This window comes from Methylophaga sp. F-2, assembly GCF_056859315.1.
Window position 1 is genome coordinate 1 of sequence record NZ_JBSXOF010000021.1, and the last position, 14,707, is coordinate 14,707.

The 14,707-nt window shown below is 44.9% G+C and carries 16 protein-coding genes and 1 tRNA gene; 1 reads left to right on the top strand and 16 read right to left on the bottom strand.

Annotated features, from left to right (window positions below; all coding sequences use genetic code 11):
- Window positions 1-780: 780 nt before the first annotated feature.
- Window positions 781-856 (bottom strand) — tRNA-Lys (locus AC13DA_RS14620).
- 83 nt (window positions 857-939) lie between these two features.
- On the opposite strand from AC13DA_RS14620, the gene AC13DA_RS14625 reads away from it, so the two are divergent.
- A complete protein-coding gene (locus tag AC13DA_RS14625) occupies window positions 940-1,227 on the top strand; it encodes a hypothetical protein (RefSeq protein ID WP_007143895.1) in 288 nt (95 codons plus the stop codon).
- Here the strand turns inward: AC13DA_RS14625 and queC are convergent.
- From queC to glnE, 15 genes are all read right to left on the bottom strand, one after another.
- Window positions 1,218-1,889 carry a 7-cyano-7-deazaguanine synthase QueC gene (gene queC, locus AC13DA_RS14630; protein ID WP_284452242.1) on the bottom strand — a complete coding sequence of 224 codons (672 nt, stop codon included), beginning with the start codon at window positions 1,887-1,889 and terminating at the stop codon, window positions 1,218-1,220. The genes AC13DA_RS14625 and queC overlap by 10 nt on opposite strands.
- The gene (queE, locus tag AC13DA_RS14635; protein WP_284452241.1) at window positions 1,886-2,527 is read right to left on the bottom strand and encodes a 7-carboxy-7-deazaguanine synthase QueE; all 642 of its coding nucleotides are present in this window, start codon (window positions 2,525-2,527) and stop codon (window positions 1,886-1,888) included. Before queE ends, queC begins: the two co-directional genes overlap by 4 nt.
- 20 nt (window positions 2,528-2,547) lie before the next feature.
- The gene (gene ybgF, locus AC13DA_RS14640; protein ID WP_284452240.1) at window positions 2,548-3,351 is read right to left on the bottom strand and encodes a tol-pal system protein YbgF; all 804 of its coding nucleotides are present in this window, start codon (window positions 3,349-3,351) and stop codon (window positions 2,548-2,550) included.
- Window positions 3,352-3,355: 4 nt separating this feature from the next.
- Window positions 3,356-3,928, bottom strand: coding sequence for a peptidoglycan-associated lipoprotein Pal (pal, locus tag AC13DA_RS14645; RefSeq protein ID WP_273178379.1), 573 nt, complete (start codon window positions 3,926-3,928; stop codon window positions 3,356-3,358).
- An 18-nt stretch (window positions 3,929-3,946) separates the two neighbouring features.
- Window positions 3,947-5,245, bottom strand: coding sequence for a Tol-Pal system beta propeller repeat protein TolB (gene tolB / locus AC13DA_RS14650; RefSeq protein ID WP_273178380.1), 1,299 nt, complete (start codon window positions 5,243-5,245; stop codon window positions 3,947-3,949).
- Window positions 5,246-5,257: 12 nt separating this feature from the next.
- Window positions 5,258-6,373: a cell envelope integrity protein TolA gene (tolA, locus tag AC13DA_RS14655; protein WP_284452239.1), complete on the bottom strand. Its 1,116-nt coding sequence runs from the start codon at window positions 6,371-6,373 to the stop codon at window positions 5,258-5,260.
- 4 nt (window positions 6,374-6,377) lie between these two features.
- Window positions 6,378-6,830 (bottom strand): protein TolR, encoded by a 453-nt coding sequence (gene tolR / locus AC13DA_RS14660; RefSeq protein WP_284452238.1) that lies wholly within the window; start codon window positions 6,828-6,830, stop codon window positions 6,378-6,380.
- A 15-nt stretch (window positions 6,831-6,845) separates the two neighbouring features.
- Window positions 6,846-7,514 (bottom strand): protein TolQ, encoded by a 669-nt coding sequence (gene tolQ, locus AC13DA_RS14665; RefSeq protein WP_284452237.1) that lies wholly within the window; start codon window positions 7,512-7,514, stop codon window positions 6,846-6,848.
- Window positions 7,504-7,908, bottom strand: coding sequence for a tol-pal system-associated acyl-CoA thioesterase (gene ybgC, locus AC13DA_RS14670; protein WP_284452235.1), 405 nt, complete (start codon window positions 7,906-7,908; stop codon window positions 7,504-7,506). The genes tolQ and ybgC overlap by 11 nt, the downstream gene beginning before the upstream one ends.
- A 4-nt stretch (window positions 7,909-7,912) precedes the next feature.
- On the bottom strand, window positions 7,913-8,926 hold the full coding sequence (ruvB, locus tag AC13DA_RS14675) for a Holliday junction branch migration DNA helicase RuvB (RefSeq protein WP_273178384.1): 1,014 nt from the start codon (window positions 8,924-8,926) through the stop codon (window positions 7,913-7,915).
- Window position 8,927: 1 nt separating this feature from the next.
- Window positions 8,928-9,524 (bottom strand): Holliday junction branch migration protein RuvA, encoded by a 597-nt coding sequence (gene ruvA / locus AC13DA_RS14680; RefSeq protein ID WP_284452234.1) that lies wholly within the window; start codon window positions 9,522-9,524, stop codon window positions 8,928-8,930.
- Window positions 9,521-10,057: a crossover junction endodeoxyribonuclease RuvC gene (gene ruvC, locus AC13DA_RS14685; protein ID WP_284452233.1), complete on the bottom strand. Its 537-nt coding sequence runs from the start codon at window positions 10,055-10,057 to the stop codon at window positions 9,521-9,523. The genes ruvA and ruvC overlap by 4 nt, the downstream gene beginning before the upstream one ends.
- An 11-nt stretch (window positions 10,058-10,068) precedes the next feature.
- Window positions 10,069-10,818, bottom strand: a complete 750-nt coding sequence (locus AC13DA_RS14690; protein ID WP_284452232.1) for a YebC/PmpR family DNA-binding transcriptional regulator — start codon at window positions 10,816-10,818, stop codon at window positions 10,069-10,071.
- A gap of 61 nt (window positions 10,819-10,879) precedes the next feature.
- Window positions 10,880-11,812: a branched-chain amino acid transaminase gene (locus AC13DA_RS14695; protein ID WP_284452231.1), complete on the bottom strand. Its 933-nt coding sequence runs from the start codon at window positions 11,810-11,812 to the stop codon at window positions 10,880-10,882.
- Between the two features lie 40 nt (window positions 11,813-11,852).
- On the bottom strand, window positions 11,853-14,669 hold the full coding sequence (gene glnE / locus AC13DA_RS14700) for a bifunctional [glutamate--ammonia ligase]-adenylyl-L-tyrosine phosphorylase/[glutamate--ammonia-ligase] adenylyltransferase (protein WP_284452230.1): 2,817 nt from the start codon (window positions 14,667-14,669) through the stop codon (window positions 11,853-11,855).
- Between the last annotated feature and the right edge of the window lie 38 nt (window positions 14,670-14,707).

Below are 14,707 nucleotides of genomic sequence, written 5' to 3' on the forward strand. Positions count from 1 at the left end.
AAGAAGCGAGAATTATACAGCTCTCTGCCAGACTGTCAACTTAATTTTTTACATTTTTAAAACTGTAAACCTTAAGCCAAATGCCAATTCAATCAGCCTTTTCAGGTTCCCTCATCAGCAAGAGGAGCGCATATTACGCGAGGAAATTCATGAAAGCAACACAAAACCGTAATATTTTTGTCATTTTCCTTTCCCTTTAAAAGCAGACACCCCTTTACTCACCGATAACCAATTAATAAATAAGAAGGTAATTAGCAAAACACATTCCACTTACACTGTATTTAATTCTGCTTATGTCGGTATAACCACTTTCCATAAGCCAAGCTAAGCGCTGCCAAGTAGCCGTTTAGCTTATTCAAACGTTTAAAAATCTACTTGATAATATTAGCCAACGATACTGGCCTGTATATGAACAAACTCTTTAGAAAATAAAGCCGGAGTTTTGAGACCGCCCGACAAGGATGCTAGGCATCGCTAAATTTATTATAAAAATTTAGCTGATCATTCAATGGTAGGAAATCGAACAATGGTAGGAAATCGAAGTTGTTATTGATGGTATTAAATATGAAACGGAATGATTGATACGTCCGTATCTACTTTTCACTCGTCATAACGACCACAGATACATAATCCTAGTATGGAGAAACTTATTTTTTGGAAACAACGATTACAACTGAGTGGAGATAATTGAATTGTGCAGTTTTGTGATATGGCTCAAGCAAAGCATAAACTACAGGCAATAAAAAAGGGTTATGCTTTTAGCATAACCCTTTGAATTTGTGGTGGGCCGTCTGCGACTCGAACGCAGGACCATCGGATTAAAAGTCCGGTGCTCTACCAACTGAGCTAACGGCCCAAACCAAGCGGCATATAATACCGTTTTCTAAATAAATGACAACCCTTTTGGCGTATTTTTTTTAAATTAATTGTGAGGTGTCTATGATCAGCATTGCTAAACCTGATGAAGCGACACTAAAAACCGCTTTAAATAACGCCGAATTAATGCTCGAAACAGGCCATGATCATCAACATGTTGCTCAGGCATTATTGTATATGGATGAAAGAAACCATCTCATGAGCAATATTGTGAGCGCCGTAGAGAACTATTTTCTATTGGAGAACGAACAGGCCAGAAGTGATTTATTAACAGCGTTTAAACGTTTCAAAACATTTGAGATTGAATCAGCAACTGAAATAGAAGCTGAATTAACCTTAGATCAGTCTTGATAAGGTGTTGGATCAGTTATGCCTGCTTGCCTGAAACCTTCTTTGCGGAATCGGCAAGAATCACATTCACCACACGCCCGGCCTTCATTATCAGCTTGATAGCATGACACCGTGAGACTGTAATCCACGCCTAAGGAAATACCTTTTTCAATAATGGCCTGCTTACTTAAGTCTATTAGTGGAGTCTCTATCGTTAACTTATGACCTTCCACACCCGTTTTTGTTGCTAAATTGGCCATCGTCTCAAAAGCAGCAATGTATTCAGGACGACAATCCGGATAGCCAGAATAATCTACTGCATTGACACCAACAAAAATGGCATCCGCTTCTAAAACCTCTGCCCATCCTAATGCAATTGATAAAAATACTGTATTTCGTGCTGGCACATAGGTAATAGGAATGCCTTCTTCGTGCTGTTGTGGAACAGCTATGGACGAATCCGTCAGTGCTGAACCACCAATGGCAGTGAGATCAATATTGATAACTTTATGTTTAGTAACACCCATGGCTTCAGCAAGTTTGGCTGAGGCGTGTAATTCTGCTCGATGGCGTTGACCATAATCAAAGCTCATCGTGAAACATTTATATCCCTGCTGCTGGGCAATCGCCAGCACAGTCGCAGAGTCAAGTCCACCGGATAAAAGAATGACGGCTTTTTTCAACGTCCTTTCTCCTCACCCCATAGATATTTGTGCATCTGTATTTGCATTCTTACGGGTAAATTGTCTTCAACAACCCACTCAGCAAGCTCAGCTGGTTGTAACTGCCCGTGAATAGGGGAAAACAATACTTCACATCGTTCATTTAGCTGATGCTGCTGTAATTTCTCTTTTGCCCAGTCATAATCATCACGATGACAAACCACAAATTTAAGCTGATCGTGAGTATTTAATAGTTCGATATTCTCATAACGATTTTTACTTTCTTCGCCTGAGCCTGGTGTTTTCAGGTCCATAACGCGGCTGACACGTTTATCCACTTTACTTATATCCATAGCCCCACTGGTTTCTAATGACACCTCATAACCACGATCACACAATGCCGTTAATAGAGGTATACAGTTGGGCTGAGCGAGTGGTTCACCACCTGTCACACAGACATATCGAGGATTAAACGCAGCGACTTTGGCCACAATCTCATCGAGGTCCATCTTTTCTCCGCCATGAAATGCATACTCAGTATCACAATAACCACAGCGAAGCGGACAGCCTGTCAGCCTCACAAACACAGTCGGCAGTCCCACTGTACGGGACTCACCCTGTAGAGAATAAAAAATTTCCGTTATACGACATTGCGCCATAAAATTACCGGCTCACTGTCTTAATTAGCTTGCTGATTGATACGTTCTAACCTGGCTTTTGCGAGTCTGGCTGCAGAACTATTTGGGTACTTTTCTACTACTTGATTCAACGTAGCTTCAGCTCGTTGGCTATCCCCCATTTCCTGTTCGCTAAACCCTCTTTTCAAAAGCGCATCTGCTACTTTTGAGCTTGTAGGATATTCATCAATAACGATTTGGAAAAGCGCAGCCGCATCAGCAAACTGTCTTAACACATATTTTGCTTCACCTTGCCAATAATAGGCATTAGGTAAATACACACTGCCCGGATATTGTTCAGGGAATTTTGCTAAGGCATCAATTGCCTGTTGGTATTGACCGCTTCGCAGCGTTTGCAGTGCAGCTTGATAGGCGGCCTCACCATTTTCAACAGCGACTGGCGCTGCATCAGTGGGAGATGGCTCATCCGTTGTTTCATTAATACCAGCATTCGCCATTGAAGTATCTGCTGGCTCATCACTGCTTACTGAATTACTCGCATCCGTAGAGGCGTTGGTTTCTAATTTTTGCATGCGCTCGTCTAAGTCAATATACATTTCTTTCTGACGTTTTTGCGCTTGCTCTAGCTCATGCCTTAATGTTTCATTGTCACCATTAAGACGTTGAATTTCATTTTGTAACTGATCAACACGAGTTATCAGGTTCATCAGCCCCTGGCCTTGAATGATTCGCTCCAGCCTTTCTACACGCTGCTGAAGTGGCTCTGTCTCTGCCCAACTAATATTGGGCAGAGTAACAGCCAGAATCACGGCACAAATGAATTTTTTTTTGCCGTTAATCTGCATTTTTCTATCGACCTAAATAAACAATTTCTACACGACGGTTTTGCGCCCAGGCAGATTCATCAGAACCATCAACTGCTGGTCTTTCTTCACCAAAACTTGTTACCTGGAATTGACTGATGTCAGCACCTTGTAACATTAAAATTTGACGAATAGATAAAGCACGGCGTTCACCTAATGCAAGGTTATATTCACGCGAACCACGTTCGTCAGTATGACCTTCTAATCTGACTGTCACATTAGGGTGTTTCGCTAAATAAGCAGCATGTGCTTGCAATGTTGCCTGATCTTCCTGGCGAACATTCGCACTGTCATATTCAAAATAAACCACACGGTTAGATAATGGATTTGAAGGATCATTCAACTCATTACCTTGGTAGCCATCTTCACCCACAACAACCTGAGTTTCTGAGCCGTACTCACTACCGTCAGCATTACCTTGTCCATTAACTCCTGATGTTTGTGCACTTAGATCCTCTACAGCCACATCACCTTCATTCATACCTTTATTGGGTGTTGAACTACAAGCAGCTAACCATAGCAATGGAACTAAGACCGCAAACAATTTTAATTTTTTCATTTAATTGACTCCTATCACTTACTTTTTAAAAGGCGACCATGCCGGTTCACGTACCGCACTACCTGATTCTCCCAGGCGTTGTTTAATTCGGCCATCAACGGACACTGCCGCTAATACACCTCTGCCTTTTTGCTCGGTTGCATATAAAATCATGCGGCCGTTTGGCGCAAAGCTCGGGGACTCATCAGCTCGCGTTTCAGTTAACACCTGAACCGCGCCTGTCTCTAGATCCTGCACGGCAATATGAAACTTACCGTTAACGCCATGCACCATTGTCATCATGCGTCCATCAGGAGAAATATCTGCAGAGGCATTATAGTTGCCTTCAAAGGTAACGCGTTCAGCACGTCCACCATCTGCATTCACTTTATAAATTTGTGGTCTGCCACCACGGTCAGAGGTAAATAAAATCTCACGACCATTTGGCATCCATACTGCTTCAGTATCAATTGCTTGTGAATTGTGTGTCACACGCGACAATTTTCCAGTGCTTAATTCTAAGACATAAATTTCCGGGTTACCGTTTTTTGATAAGGTAACCGCTAATTTTTTGCCATCAGGTGACCAAGCTGGCGCACTGTTCAAACCACGGAAAGAAGCGACTGATTGTCTTTTACCCGTGCTGAGTTCTTGCACAAAAATCTCAGATTTTGCATTTTCAAAAGTCACATAAGCCAGACGATCACCATCAGGTGCCCAACTTGGCGACATGATAGGTTGTCTTGATTGCAGCACCGTTCTTGGGCTTGCACCATCGGCATCAGAAATTTGTAAGGCATAACGCTTACTACCATCTGCATTCTTAATTTCTGTCACAAAGGCCAGACGTGTCGAGAAGACACCTTTTTCACCAGTCAGGGTTTCATAGACAATATCGGCGATTTGATGTGCAAGATTACGCATACCGGACGCGGGCACATTATAGCGTTTACCTACCAGTTGCTGTGATTTGTATACGTCGTACAATTGGAATTGTACTTGATAGTTTTCTCCATCCTGGCTGCTAACCTTACCGATCAATAAGCCTTCAGAACGTAATAACCGCCAATCCGCAAAGTTCACCTGTTGGCCTTCATGTGGCTGCGAAATTAACTCGCTCTGTTTTAATGGTGCGAAGCGACCACTACTTTTCAGATCATTACTGATAATGCTGGAGATATCTTCCGGCGGCGCGAAGCCCTCATTGCCAAAGGGTACGACAGCAATAGGTAATGCCGCTTCCGAACCGCCTGTAATTTCGATTGTTAATAACGCATGTGCCGGCCATGGCACGAAAAACATTAATAGCGCGACTGTTTTTAACCAACGTGTGAACATCGCATCCATCCTCTATTCGGGTTTAAAGATAAATTGAAAATCTCGTAATGCTGCTGCAGCTTTTGGATCTGAAGGCTGCGGTAGCGGCGCTGCTTTATATACAGCTGACTCAGCAGATCGATCAAAGACTGCATTGCCACTACTTTTAACAATTTTTACATTCTTAACATCACCACCAGGTAACAGTGACACTTGTACTGTACATTGGAGTCCAGATTGAACATTAGCCGGCCTTAACCAATAACGTTTTACACGTTGTTGAATCATCAGACTGTATTGATCGACAACACCTTTTACCCGGCGTGCTTCACGCTCTTGCTGTTCCTGCTCAAGCTGGCGCTGAAGATCAGACTCGGCAGCTTTTCTACGAGCTTCCTCTTCGGCCTTACGTTTCGCTTCTTCTGCTTTACGTTTGGCTTCAGCTTCGGCTTTGCGTTTTTCTTCCTCTAAACGTTTCTTCTCAGCTTCGGCCTTTTGTTTGGCTTCTTCTGCTTTACGCTTCTCTTCTTCTAACCGTTTTTTCTCTGCCGCCGCTTTTTGTTTTTCTTCTTCTATAAGCTTTTTCTCAGCTTCAGCTTTGCGCTTTTCTTCCTCTAAGCGTTTTTTCTCGGCTTCTACTTTTTGTTTTTCAAGTTCAGCCTGTTTACGCTCAGCTTCAGCTTTTTGTTTACGTTCTTCTTCCAGTTTTCTTTGTTTTTCTGCTTCCAGACGTTTTTGTTCTTCCGCTTCTCTTTGTTTGGCTAGATCGGCAATACGCTGTTTTTCTTCTTCTGCAGCCTTCGCTCTCTGTTCTGCTTCGATACGAGAGCGTTCTTCCATGTCCTGATATTCCTGCTCCTTACGGGCAAGTTCTTTTTGTGTTTCTTCCAACTGCTCCTGCACTTTTTGCTGACGTTCCTGCTCAGCGTTTTTCTTATCTTGCTCAAGCTTCTCCAGACGAGCAACTTCCTGCTCGACCAGGTTTTCATCTAACACGGTTGCCTGAACAATTTCTTTTTGTGGTTCCTGTGCTAATGGTTTTGGCGTTGAAGTCAAATCCATACCAATGATGAACATGGCGAAAAGCACGACATGTAACACCAGAGATGATGCGCCAGCAAAAAGATTGTCGACGATATTGTGTTTCATAATATTACTGAGCGTTCTCGGTTGATTCTGGCTGTTGGGTAATCAGGCCAACACTCGGCGCACCCGCTTTTTGCAACAGCGCCATTGCAGAAACCACATTCCCATAACTCGCTGCACTATCGCCTTTTACCATCACTGGTGTTTTGGGGTTACGACTCAAGACTGCGCTGGTTATTGCCATCAATCTTTCTGGCCCAACAGCTTCATCTTGCTTGTCGCCTACAGCCGCATAAAAGTTACCTTCCGCATCAACAGAAACAACAAAAGGCTCTGTATTTTCTGGTGAGTCAACGGGGTTTGCATCTGCCTGTGGTAACTCAACCTGAACCCCCTGAGTCAACATGGGGGCAGTGATCATAAAGATGATTAATAACACCAGCATGACGTCGATATAGGGCACGACATTAATGTCGCTCATCGCCTTGCGTCGTTGTCGTCTGTTTGAATGTACAGCCATGACCTAACCTCGGGGCTAACTATGTTGACGCTGTAAAATAGAAGAAAACTCTTCCAGGAAAGTATCGTAGCGATTGATTAAACGCTCCACTTCGTTGGAGTAACGGTTATAGGCAATAACGGCTGGAATAGCAGCAAACAGACCCATTGCGGTAGCGATCAAAGCTTCTGAAATCCCCGGCGCAACCATAGATAACGTTGCCTGCTGTACATTACCTAATGCACGGAAAGAATTCATAATCCCCCAAACCGTACCAAACAAACCGATATAAGGACTGGTAGAACCTGCTGTTGCCAGAAATGGCAGTGAGGTTTCTAATTGGTCAATTTCTCTGGCCAGCGAAATTCGCATCACACGCTGGGCGCCTTCAAGTACATAGTTACTATCTGTTGAGGTTTTCTTTAAGCGGACAAATTCTTTAAAACCGACTTCAAAGATACCTTCCATGCCCCGGCTGGTGTGTGGTCGTGAGGAAATGTCTTCATAGAGTCGATTCAGCTCGTTGCCAGACCAGAATTTATCTTCAAAATTATCCGCGTCGCGTTTTGCTTTTGCCAACTCGCTTCGCTTACGAAAAATAATCAGCCACGAATAAAATGAAATCATTAATAACACCAGCATCACCAGTTTAACAATCAAACTAGCTTCAGCGATTAAGGTGATAATCGATAGATCAGCAGTCACTATGCAACTCCGTCAAAATAAAATTAGGTATGGGTTTGGGGCGAAATGTCTCTGCATTAAGACTCGCAACTCTGACCAAAGCATCACACAACAGTTCCTCACCGCGATAGATACTTTGCTCAAAAACAATACTGGCACCGGATCTTTTCTGCAGACGGGAGATGACTTGTAAGAGGTCATTAAATACAGCAGGACGCCGATAATTAATCTGCATTGAATGCACAGCAAACAACAAACCTTGTTGTTGTCTGAGTGTACTCTGCTCAACGCCTAACGCTCTTAACCACTCCGTTCTTGCCCGTTCCATAAAGTTCACGTATTGCGAATGATACACGACTCCGCCACTATCGGTATCTTCATAATAAACCCGGATTGGCCAAACAAATTCTTGCATAAAATTATTGGCCGTCCAATGTCAGATCAGGACTTAATCCCAGGTGCAGCCAGGCACGCTTGGTCGCGACACGACCACGTGGAGTGCGCATAATAAAGCCTTCCTGAATCAAGTATGGCTCAAGTACATCTTCTATCGTGCCACGTTCTTCACCAATGGCCGCCGCCAGGTTATCTAAACCTACAGGCCCGCCTTCAAACTTCTCAATAATCGCCAGCAGTAATTTCCGGTCTAACATATCGAAGCCATAATTATCGACATCAAGTAAGTCCAGTGCCTGTCTGGCAATTTCCGCTGTCACCTCGCCGTTAAAACGCACCTCAGCATAATCTCGAACACGGCGCAGCAAACGATTAGCTATACGCGGTGTACCGCGTGAACGTCGTGCTACTTCATGAGCACCACTGGCATCTAACTTTACATTCAATATCCGGGCACTTCGTTCAACAATCGTACTTAAATCCTGTGTATTGTAGAACTCCAGCCGTTGAACAATCCCAAAGCGATCGCGTAAAGGTGAAGTGAGCGAGCCTGCCCGAGTGGTAGCCCCCACCAGCGTGAAAGGTTCCAAGTCCAGCTTGATAGAACGAGCAGCAGGGCCTTCACCAATCATGATATCGATTTGGTAGTCTTCCATCGCCGGATAAAGCACTTCCTCAACGATAGGACTCAGTCGGTGAATCTCATCAACGAACAAAACATCATTAGGTTCGAGGTTAGTCAATAAGGCAGCCAAATCGCCGGGTCTCTCCAGAACAGGCCCCGATGTTTGGCGTAGATTGACCCCCATTTCATTGGCAATAATATTCGCCAGAGTCGTTTTACCTAATCCGGGCGGCCCAAAAATCAAGGTGTGATCAAGTGCCTCTTTTCGCTGTTTAGCCGCTGAAATAAACAAGTCCATCTGCTCACGGACAACCGGTTGACCAATATAATCCTCAAGCGTAATCGGACGAATTGCACGATCAATACGTTCTTCATCGTTATTGCTCTGTGGAGAGATAAACCGTTCTTCCATGTCAGTTTCTCTGTAATGCTTGGCGGATGATTTGTTCGGTCGTCATACCTTCACTATCGAAGCTGCGTATCATTTTATCGGCTTCGTTAGGTTTATAACCCAGTGCCACCAGCGCTTCAATCGCTTCGCTTTTAGCACCGGCTGTTGTCATTGGCATTTCCGAAACAATGGTATCAATGCCCATAGCTGAGCTGACTTCTTTAAGTCGGTCACGCATTTCGACAATCAATCTTTCGGCTGTTTTTTTACCTACGCCAGGTAAACGGGTGAGACTGGCGGTATCCCCCTCCTGCACGCTACGGGCAAAAGTATCCACATCACTGCCAGAAAGAATCGTTAAGGCCAGCTTGGCACCCACCCCGTTGACTTTCAATAGACTTCTGAAAAGTAAACGTTCACGTTCAGTCGCGAAGGCATATAAAAGCTGAGCATCCTCTCTCACCACCATATGGGTGAAAAGCATCACTTCTTCATTCACTGCGGGTAAATTAAAGAAGGTCGACATGGGTGCTGATAACTCATAACCAACGCCATGCACATCCAGAACAAGTTCTGGTGGCTGCTTTTCAATAATAATGCCCCGCAAACGTCCAATCATCGACTATATCTTCCTCCGCGCCGAGTGGTGCGCATACCCGCTGGTAATTTACTCTGGCTACCACCAATAGCAGAGTGATGTGCATGTGTAAGAGCGCAGGCCAAAGCATCGGCCGCATCCTCTTCGGGTGATTCAGGTAAACTCAAAATCACCGACATCATATATTGAATTTGTGCTTTATTTGCATGGCCATTGCCGACCACGGCTTTTTTTATTTGGGTCGCCGTATATTCTGACACGGTCAATTGCTGACTTACCGCCGCACAGATAGCCGCGCCACGGGCCTGCCCCAGTTTTAAAGCAGAATCGGCGTTTTTATGTAAAAAGACTTTTTCAATCGCCATCATATCGGGTTGATAACGTTCAATCAGATCCGTTAAACCTTCAAAAATTTGCCTTAATCTATCGGCAAACTCGCCATCACCGACCATTAGACGGCCGTTGATGACGTGTTTTATTTTTTTTCCATCAATTTCGATAATGCCAAAACCGGTTTTTCTTGAACCAGGATCAATCCCCAGGATACGTGGCATACCTTATGACATCAGCTATTCAGCTGAGCCATGACCTCATCAGAAAAGTCCGCGTTGGAATACACTTCCTGCACATCATCCAGATCTTCAAATGCTTCGATCATATTGATGGCTTTTTGGGCATCATCGACATCCAGACTGACAGTGGTATCAGGATGCATGGTTACCTGTGCTGATTCCACTGGCAATTCAGCCGCATCTAGCGCATCTCTTACAGCAGCATAATCTTCTGGAGTAGTGAATACATCGATAGAACCATCATCATTGGTCACAATGTCTTCAGCGCCAGCTTCAAGCGCGACTTCCATCACCGCGTCTTCATCAGTGCCACTGGCCAGTGAAATAATGCCTTTTTTGTTGAACAGAAAAGCGACGCAACCATCCGTTCCCATATTGCCGCCACGCTTGGTGAAAACATTACGTACAGCGGCAACAGTGCGGTTACGGTTATCGGTCATACAATCAACCATAATCGCGGTGCCATTAGGGCCGTAACCCTCGTAACGAATTTCTTCATAGTTAACGCCTTCCAGTTCACCGGCACCGCGTTTTGTTGCACGCTCGATAACATCTTTTGTCATGTTCGCGCCGAGCGCTTTATCGATTGCAGCACGTAATCGTGGGTTTGCTGCTGGATCACTGCCGCCCATTTTGGCTGCAACAGTAATTTCACGAATCAGCTTAGTGAAGAGTTTGCCACGCTTGGCATCCTGCGCACCTTTTCTATGCTGAATATTTGCCCACTTACTATGACCTGCCATGTACTTATATACCTCTTTTGTTGCCAGCCTGAACCTCGCTGCTCAAGCGAATAGTCCTAAGTTATCGAACTAATGTGTTCCAGTTTTTGTATACATCACTGCGACCATAAACCTGGTCAAAATACATTGCCTGAAGTTTTTCAGTGATAGGACCACGTGTACCCTCACCAATCGGACGGTTATCCAATTCTCTGATAGGAGTGACTTCAGCCGCTGTACCTGTGAAGAAGGCTTCGTCAGCGATATACACTTCATCACGAGTGATACGTTTCTCAACGACTTTCAGGCCAATATCACGTGCCAGCGTCATGACTGTTTCACGGGTGATACCTTCCAACGCAGATGTGAGTTCAGGTGTATATAAAACCCCATCACGCACCATGAAGAAGTTTTCACCACTACCTTCACACACAAAGCCTTGTGTATCTAACAACAACGCTTCGTCATAACCGCAACTGACCGCTTCTTGCAGCGCCATCATTGAGTTCATGTAGTTACCGTTGGCTTTTGCTTTACACATAGTGATATTGACATGATGACGCGTGAACGATGAGGTTCTGATGCGAATACCTTTTGTCATATTTTCTTCACCGAGGTAAGCGCCCCAGTGCCATGCGGCAACCATGACGTGTGTGTTCAGATTATCAGCACGGATACCCATGCCTTCTGAACCATAGAAACACATCGGTCTGATATAAGCTGAATCTAAATTATTTTCACGAACCACAGTACGTTGAGCTTCGTTGATCGTTTCCTTATCAAATGGCATGCCCATGCCTAAAATTTTGGCACTGCGGAAAAGACGATCAGTGTGCTCCTGCATACGGAAGATAGCCGTGCCTTGTTCTGTTTTATAAGCACGCACCCCTTCGAATACGCCCATGCCGTAATGAAGAGTATGTGTCAGGACGTGGACTTTGGCCTCACGCCACGGTACTAATTCACCGTCGAGCCAGATAACGCCATCACGATCTGCCATTGTTGCTACTGCCATATGCTTTATTCCAAGTTCATTGATTAATCTGAGTCTGATTTCAGGCGTTATCACCTAACCAGCGCTGCCAAATCTGCACAACCTGCTGCGGAAAGTCTTGTAACTGAGTTACTGACATTAATGTGGGTCTATCCTGTAAAACACAGTGGTTGGCTTCGTTCCGATAATAACGATAGGCGTCTGCCAACATTTCCCCTTCAGCGGGTTTAAGCTTTCCGGAAGCGACTAGCGCCTCCAAAATCCTAATATTATCGGTGTAAACGAGTAATTCAGGCAAGTCCATTGACCATGCCAATACTGCATATTGCACCATAAATTCGATATCAGTGATACCACCTTTACCCTGTTTTAGATCAAATAGTTGGCTATCACTCTTATCCAGTTGCTGACGCATTTTCGCACGCATCTCTCTGACTTGCTCCGCCAGCATCGCTTCGTCGCGGGGTCTCGCCAGTATATCTTGACGAACATCCGTCACTTTTTGCGCAAGTTGACGGTCTCCAATCACGTTGCGCGCCCGCACCAGCGCCTGATGTTCCCAGGTCCATGCTTCTTTTTGCTGATACTCGGTAAACCCTGATAATGGGCTGACTAATAAGCCAGATGCACCACTCGGCCGCAAACGCATATCCACTTCATAAAGAATGCCGCCGGGAGTCACCGTATTTAGAAGGTGGATCATGCGTTGAGCCAATCGGGTATAAAACACTATTAAATCAACTGGCCGCTCACCATTGGTCATGCCTTCCTGCTCATCATCAAAAATAAAGACAAGATCGAGATCAGAACCATAACCAAGCTCCAGCCCCCCCAACTTACCATAAGCAAGAATGGTAAAACCGCACTGCTGAGGATCATCATTATCGGTAACAGGTGGATAACCATGCTTAGCAACCAAGTGTTCCCAAGCGATGCGCCACACTTGCTCCAGAAGAAGTTCTGCAAGTTCTGTTAATTGATCACCGACCCCCATCAGAGGCAACACGCCAGTCACATCCGCGGCAGCCACGTGTAGAGTGGCAATCTGACGAAACTCACGCAGACGATTCATTAATTGCTCTAAATCATCGGCATCAACAGATGATAAAAACTGCAGTAACTGTATTTTTAGCTCTTCTTTTTCGGGGACTTCATAAAGAGAGCGAGGATCGAGCAGCTCATCCAGCAACACAGGGTATTTTGCCAACTGGGTACTGATTAGCGGACTAGCAGCACAGAGCTTGACCAGTTGCGATAATGCCATCGGGTTTTCTACTAATAGCGCCATATAGGCACTGCGACGCATAATGGATTCCATCAATGGAATTAAGCGTGGCAAACACGCATCAGCATTCTCGACATTACCTGTTGCTTGCAATAACAGCGGCAATAATTTTTCCAGCCGTTGCCTGCCGGTTTGACTCAAATTTCGGCAGATATGCAGATCAAGTAATTTATCGACAACGGCCAGTATTTCAGCAGGGTCGTCGTAACCACATTGTTCAATAAACGATAACTTTTCTTCAGGCTGAGCATTGAACAAAGAAATCTTTATCCCAGCGCCATCATCGCCGGCTTGTGGCGCCGTCAGCAACTGGTCAAAATGCTCTTGTATCTGTTGCCGATAGTCTTTGAGTACTGAATAAAAACTTCTCCAATCTTCAAACCCCATACTTTGCGCAAGTCGGTTTCTTGATGGGTCATCACTGGGCAAAATATGGGTTTGCTGATCGGCCCAGGCCTGAATACGATGCTCTGTTCTGCGCAGAAATTCATAAGCACGTTTTAACTGGCTTACCGCATAAATGGACAATAATTTTCTGTCCGCTAATAAATCGAGAATGGTCAGAATAGGTCGTTGTTGCAGGGGTCGATCACGCCCGCCATAAATTAGCTGAAAAACCTGGCCAATAAATTCAACTTCACGGATACCTCCTGCGCCCAATTTGATATTGTCGTCCATGCCACGGTGATGCATTTGTCCAGCAATCATTGACTTCATTTCACGTAATGAGTCAAACATGCCGTAGTCTAAATAACGCCGATAAACAAAGGGACGCAACATATCTGAAAGGGCTTTTTTATCGGCTTCATTGCCAGTGATAGCCCGGGCTTTAATCATGGCGTAGCGTTCCCACTCTCGCCCTTGAGTCTGGTAATACTCTTCCATCGCATCAAAACTCGAGACCAAGGCACCACTTTCGCCAAAGGGGCGTAACCGCATATCCACACGAAAGACAAAACCATCGACGGTCTGGTTATCCAGCGCCTGAATTAATTTTCGTCCTAAGCGAACAAAAAACTCACTATTGCTTAGCGGTTTTCTGCCGCCTTCGGTTTCCCCTTCTTCTGGATAAGTGAAGATAAGATCAATATCGGATGACAGATTCAGCTCTCCCGCCCCCAGCTTACCCATCCCCAGCACAATCATCTGTTGTTCTTGACCATCAGGCCCTCGGGGCACGCCATTAATTTCAACTTGCCAATGATATAGGATGTCCAATGTCTGTTGGATACAGACATCTGCCATCGTCGAAAGATCTGCCATGGTCTCGGCTAAATCAGCCAAACCGGCCAAGTCTCGCCAGATAATGCGTACCATCATCCATTGCCGGAAATGACGTAATTTCTGATGTAACTGCTCCTCAGTTGTGACGTCTTGCAGCATGGAAGCCAGCTGCTGAGCAATCTCCTCCTGAGAAAGCTTTTTTTGCAGTTGTTGTGATTCAAGCAACTGCATCAGCATCGTTTCCTGTCTCTGCCCCCAGTGATTCACATAATCACTTGCCGCTAACACTTTTGGTGCTTCATTAAGCAACTCTGGGTAAGTCTTTAAGGCATGCTGCCAAGGTTCTGGCAAAACAAATGCTGAGGACATAAACACTCCGGATAACGATGAGAAAAACACTACTTTAA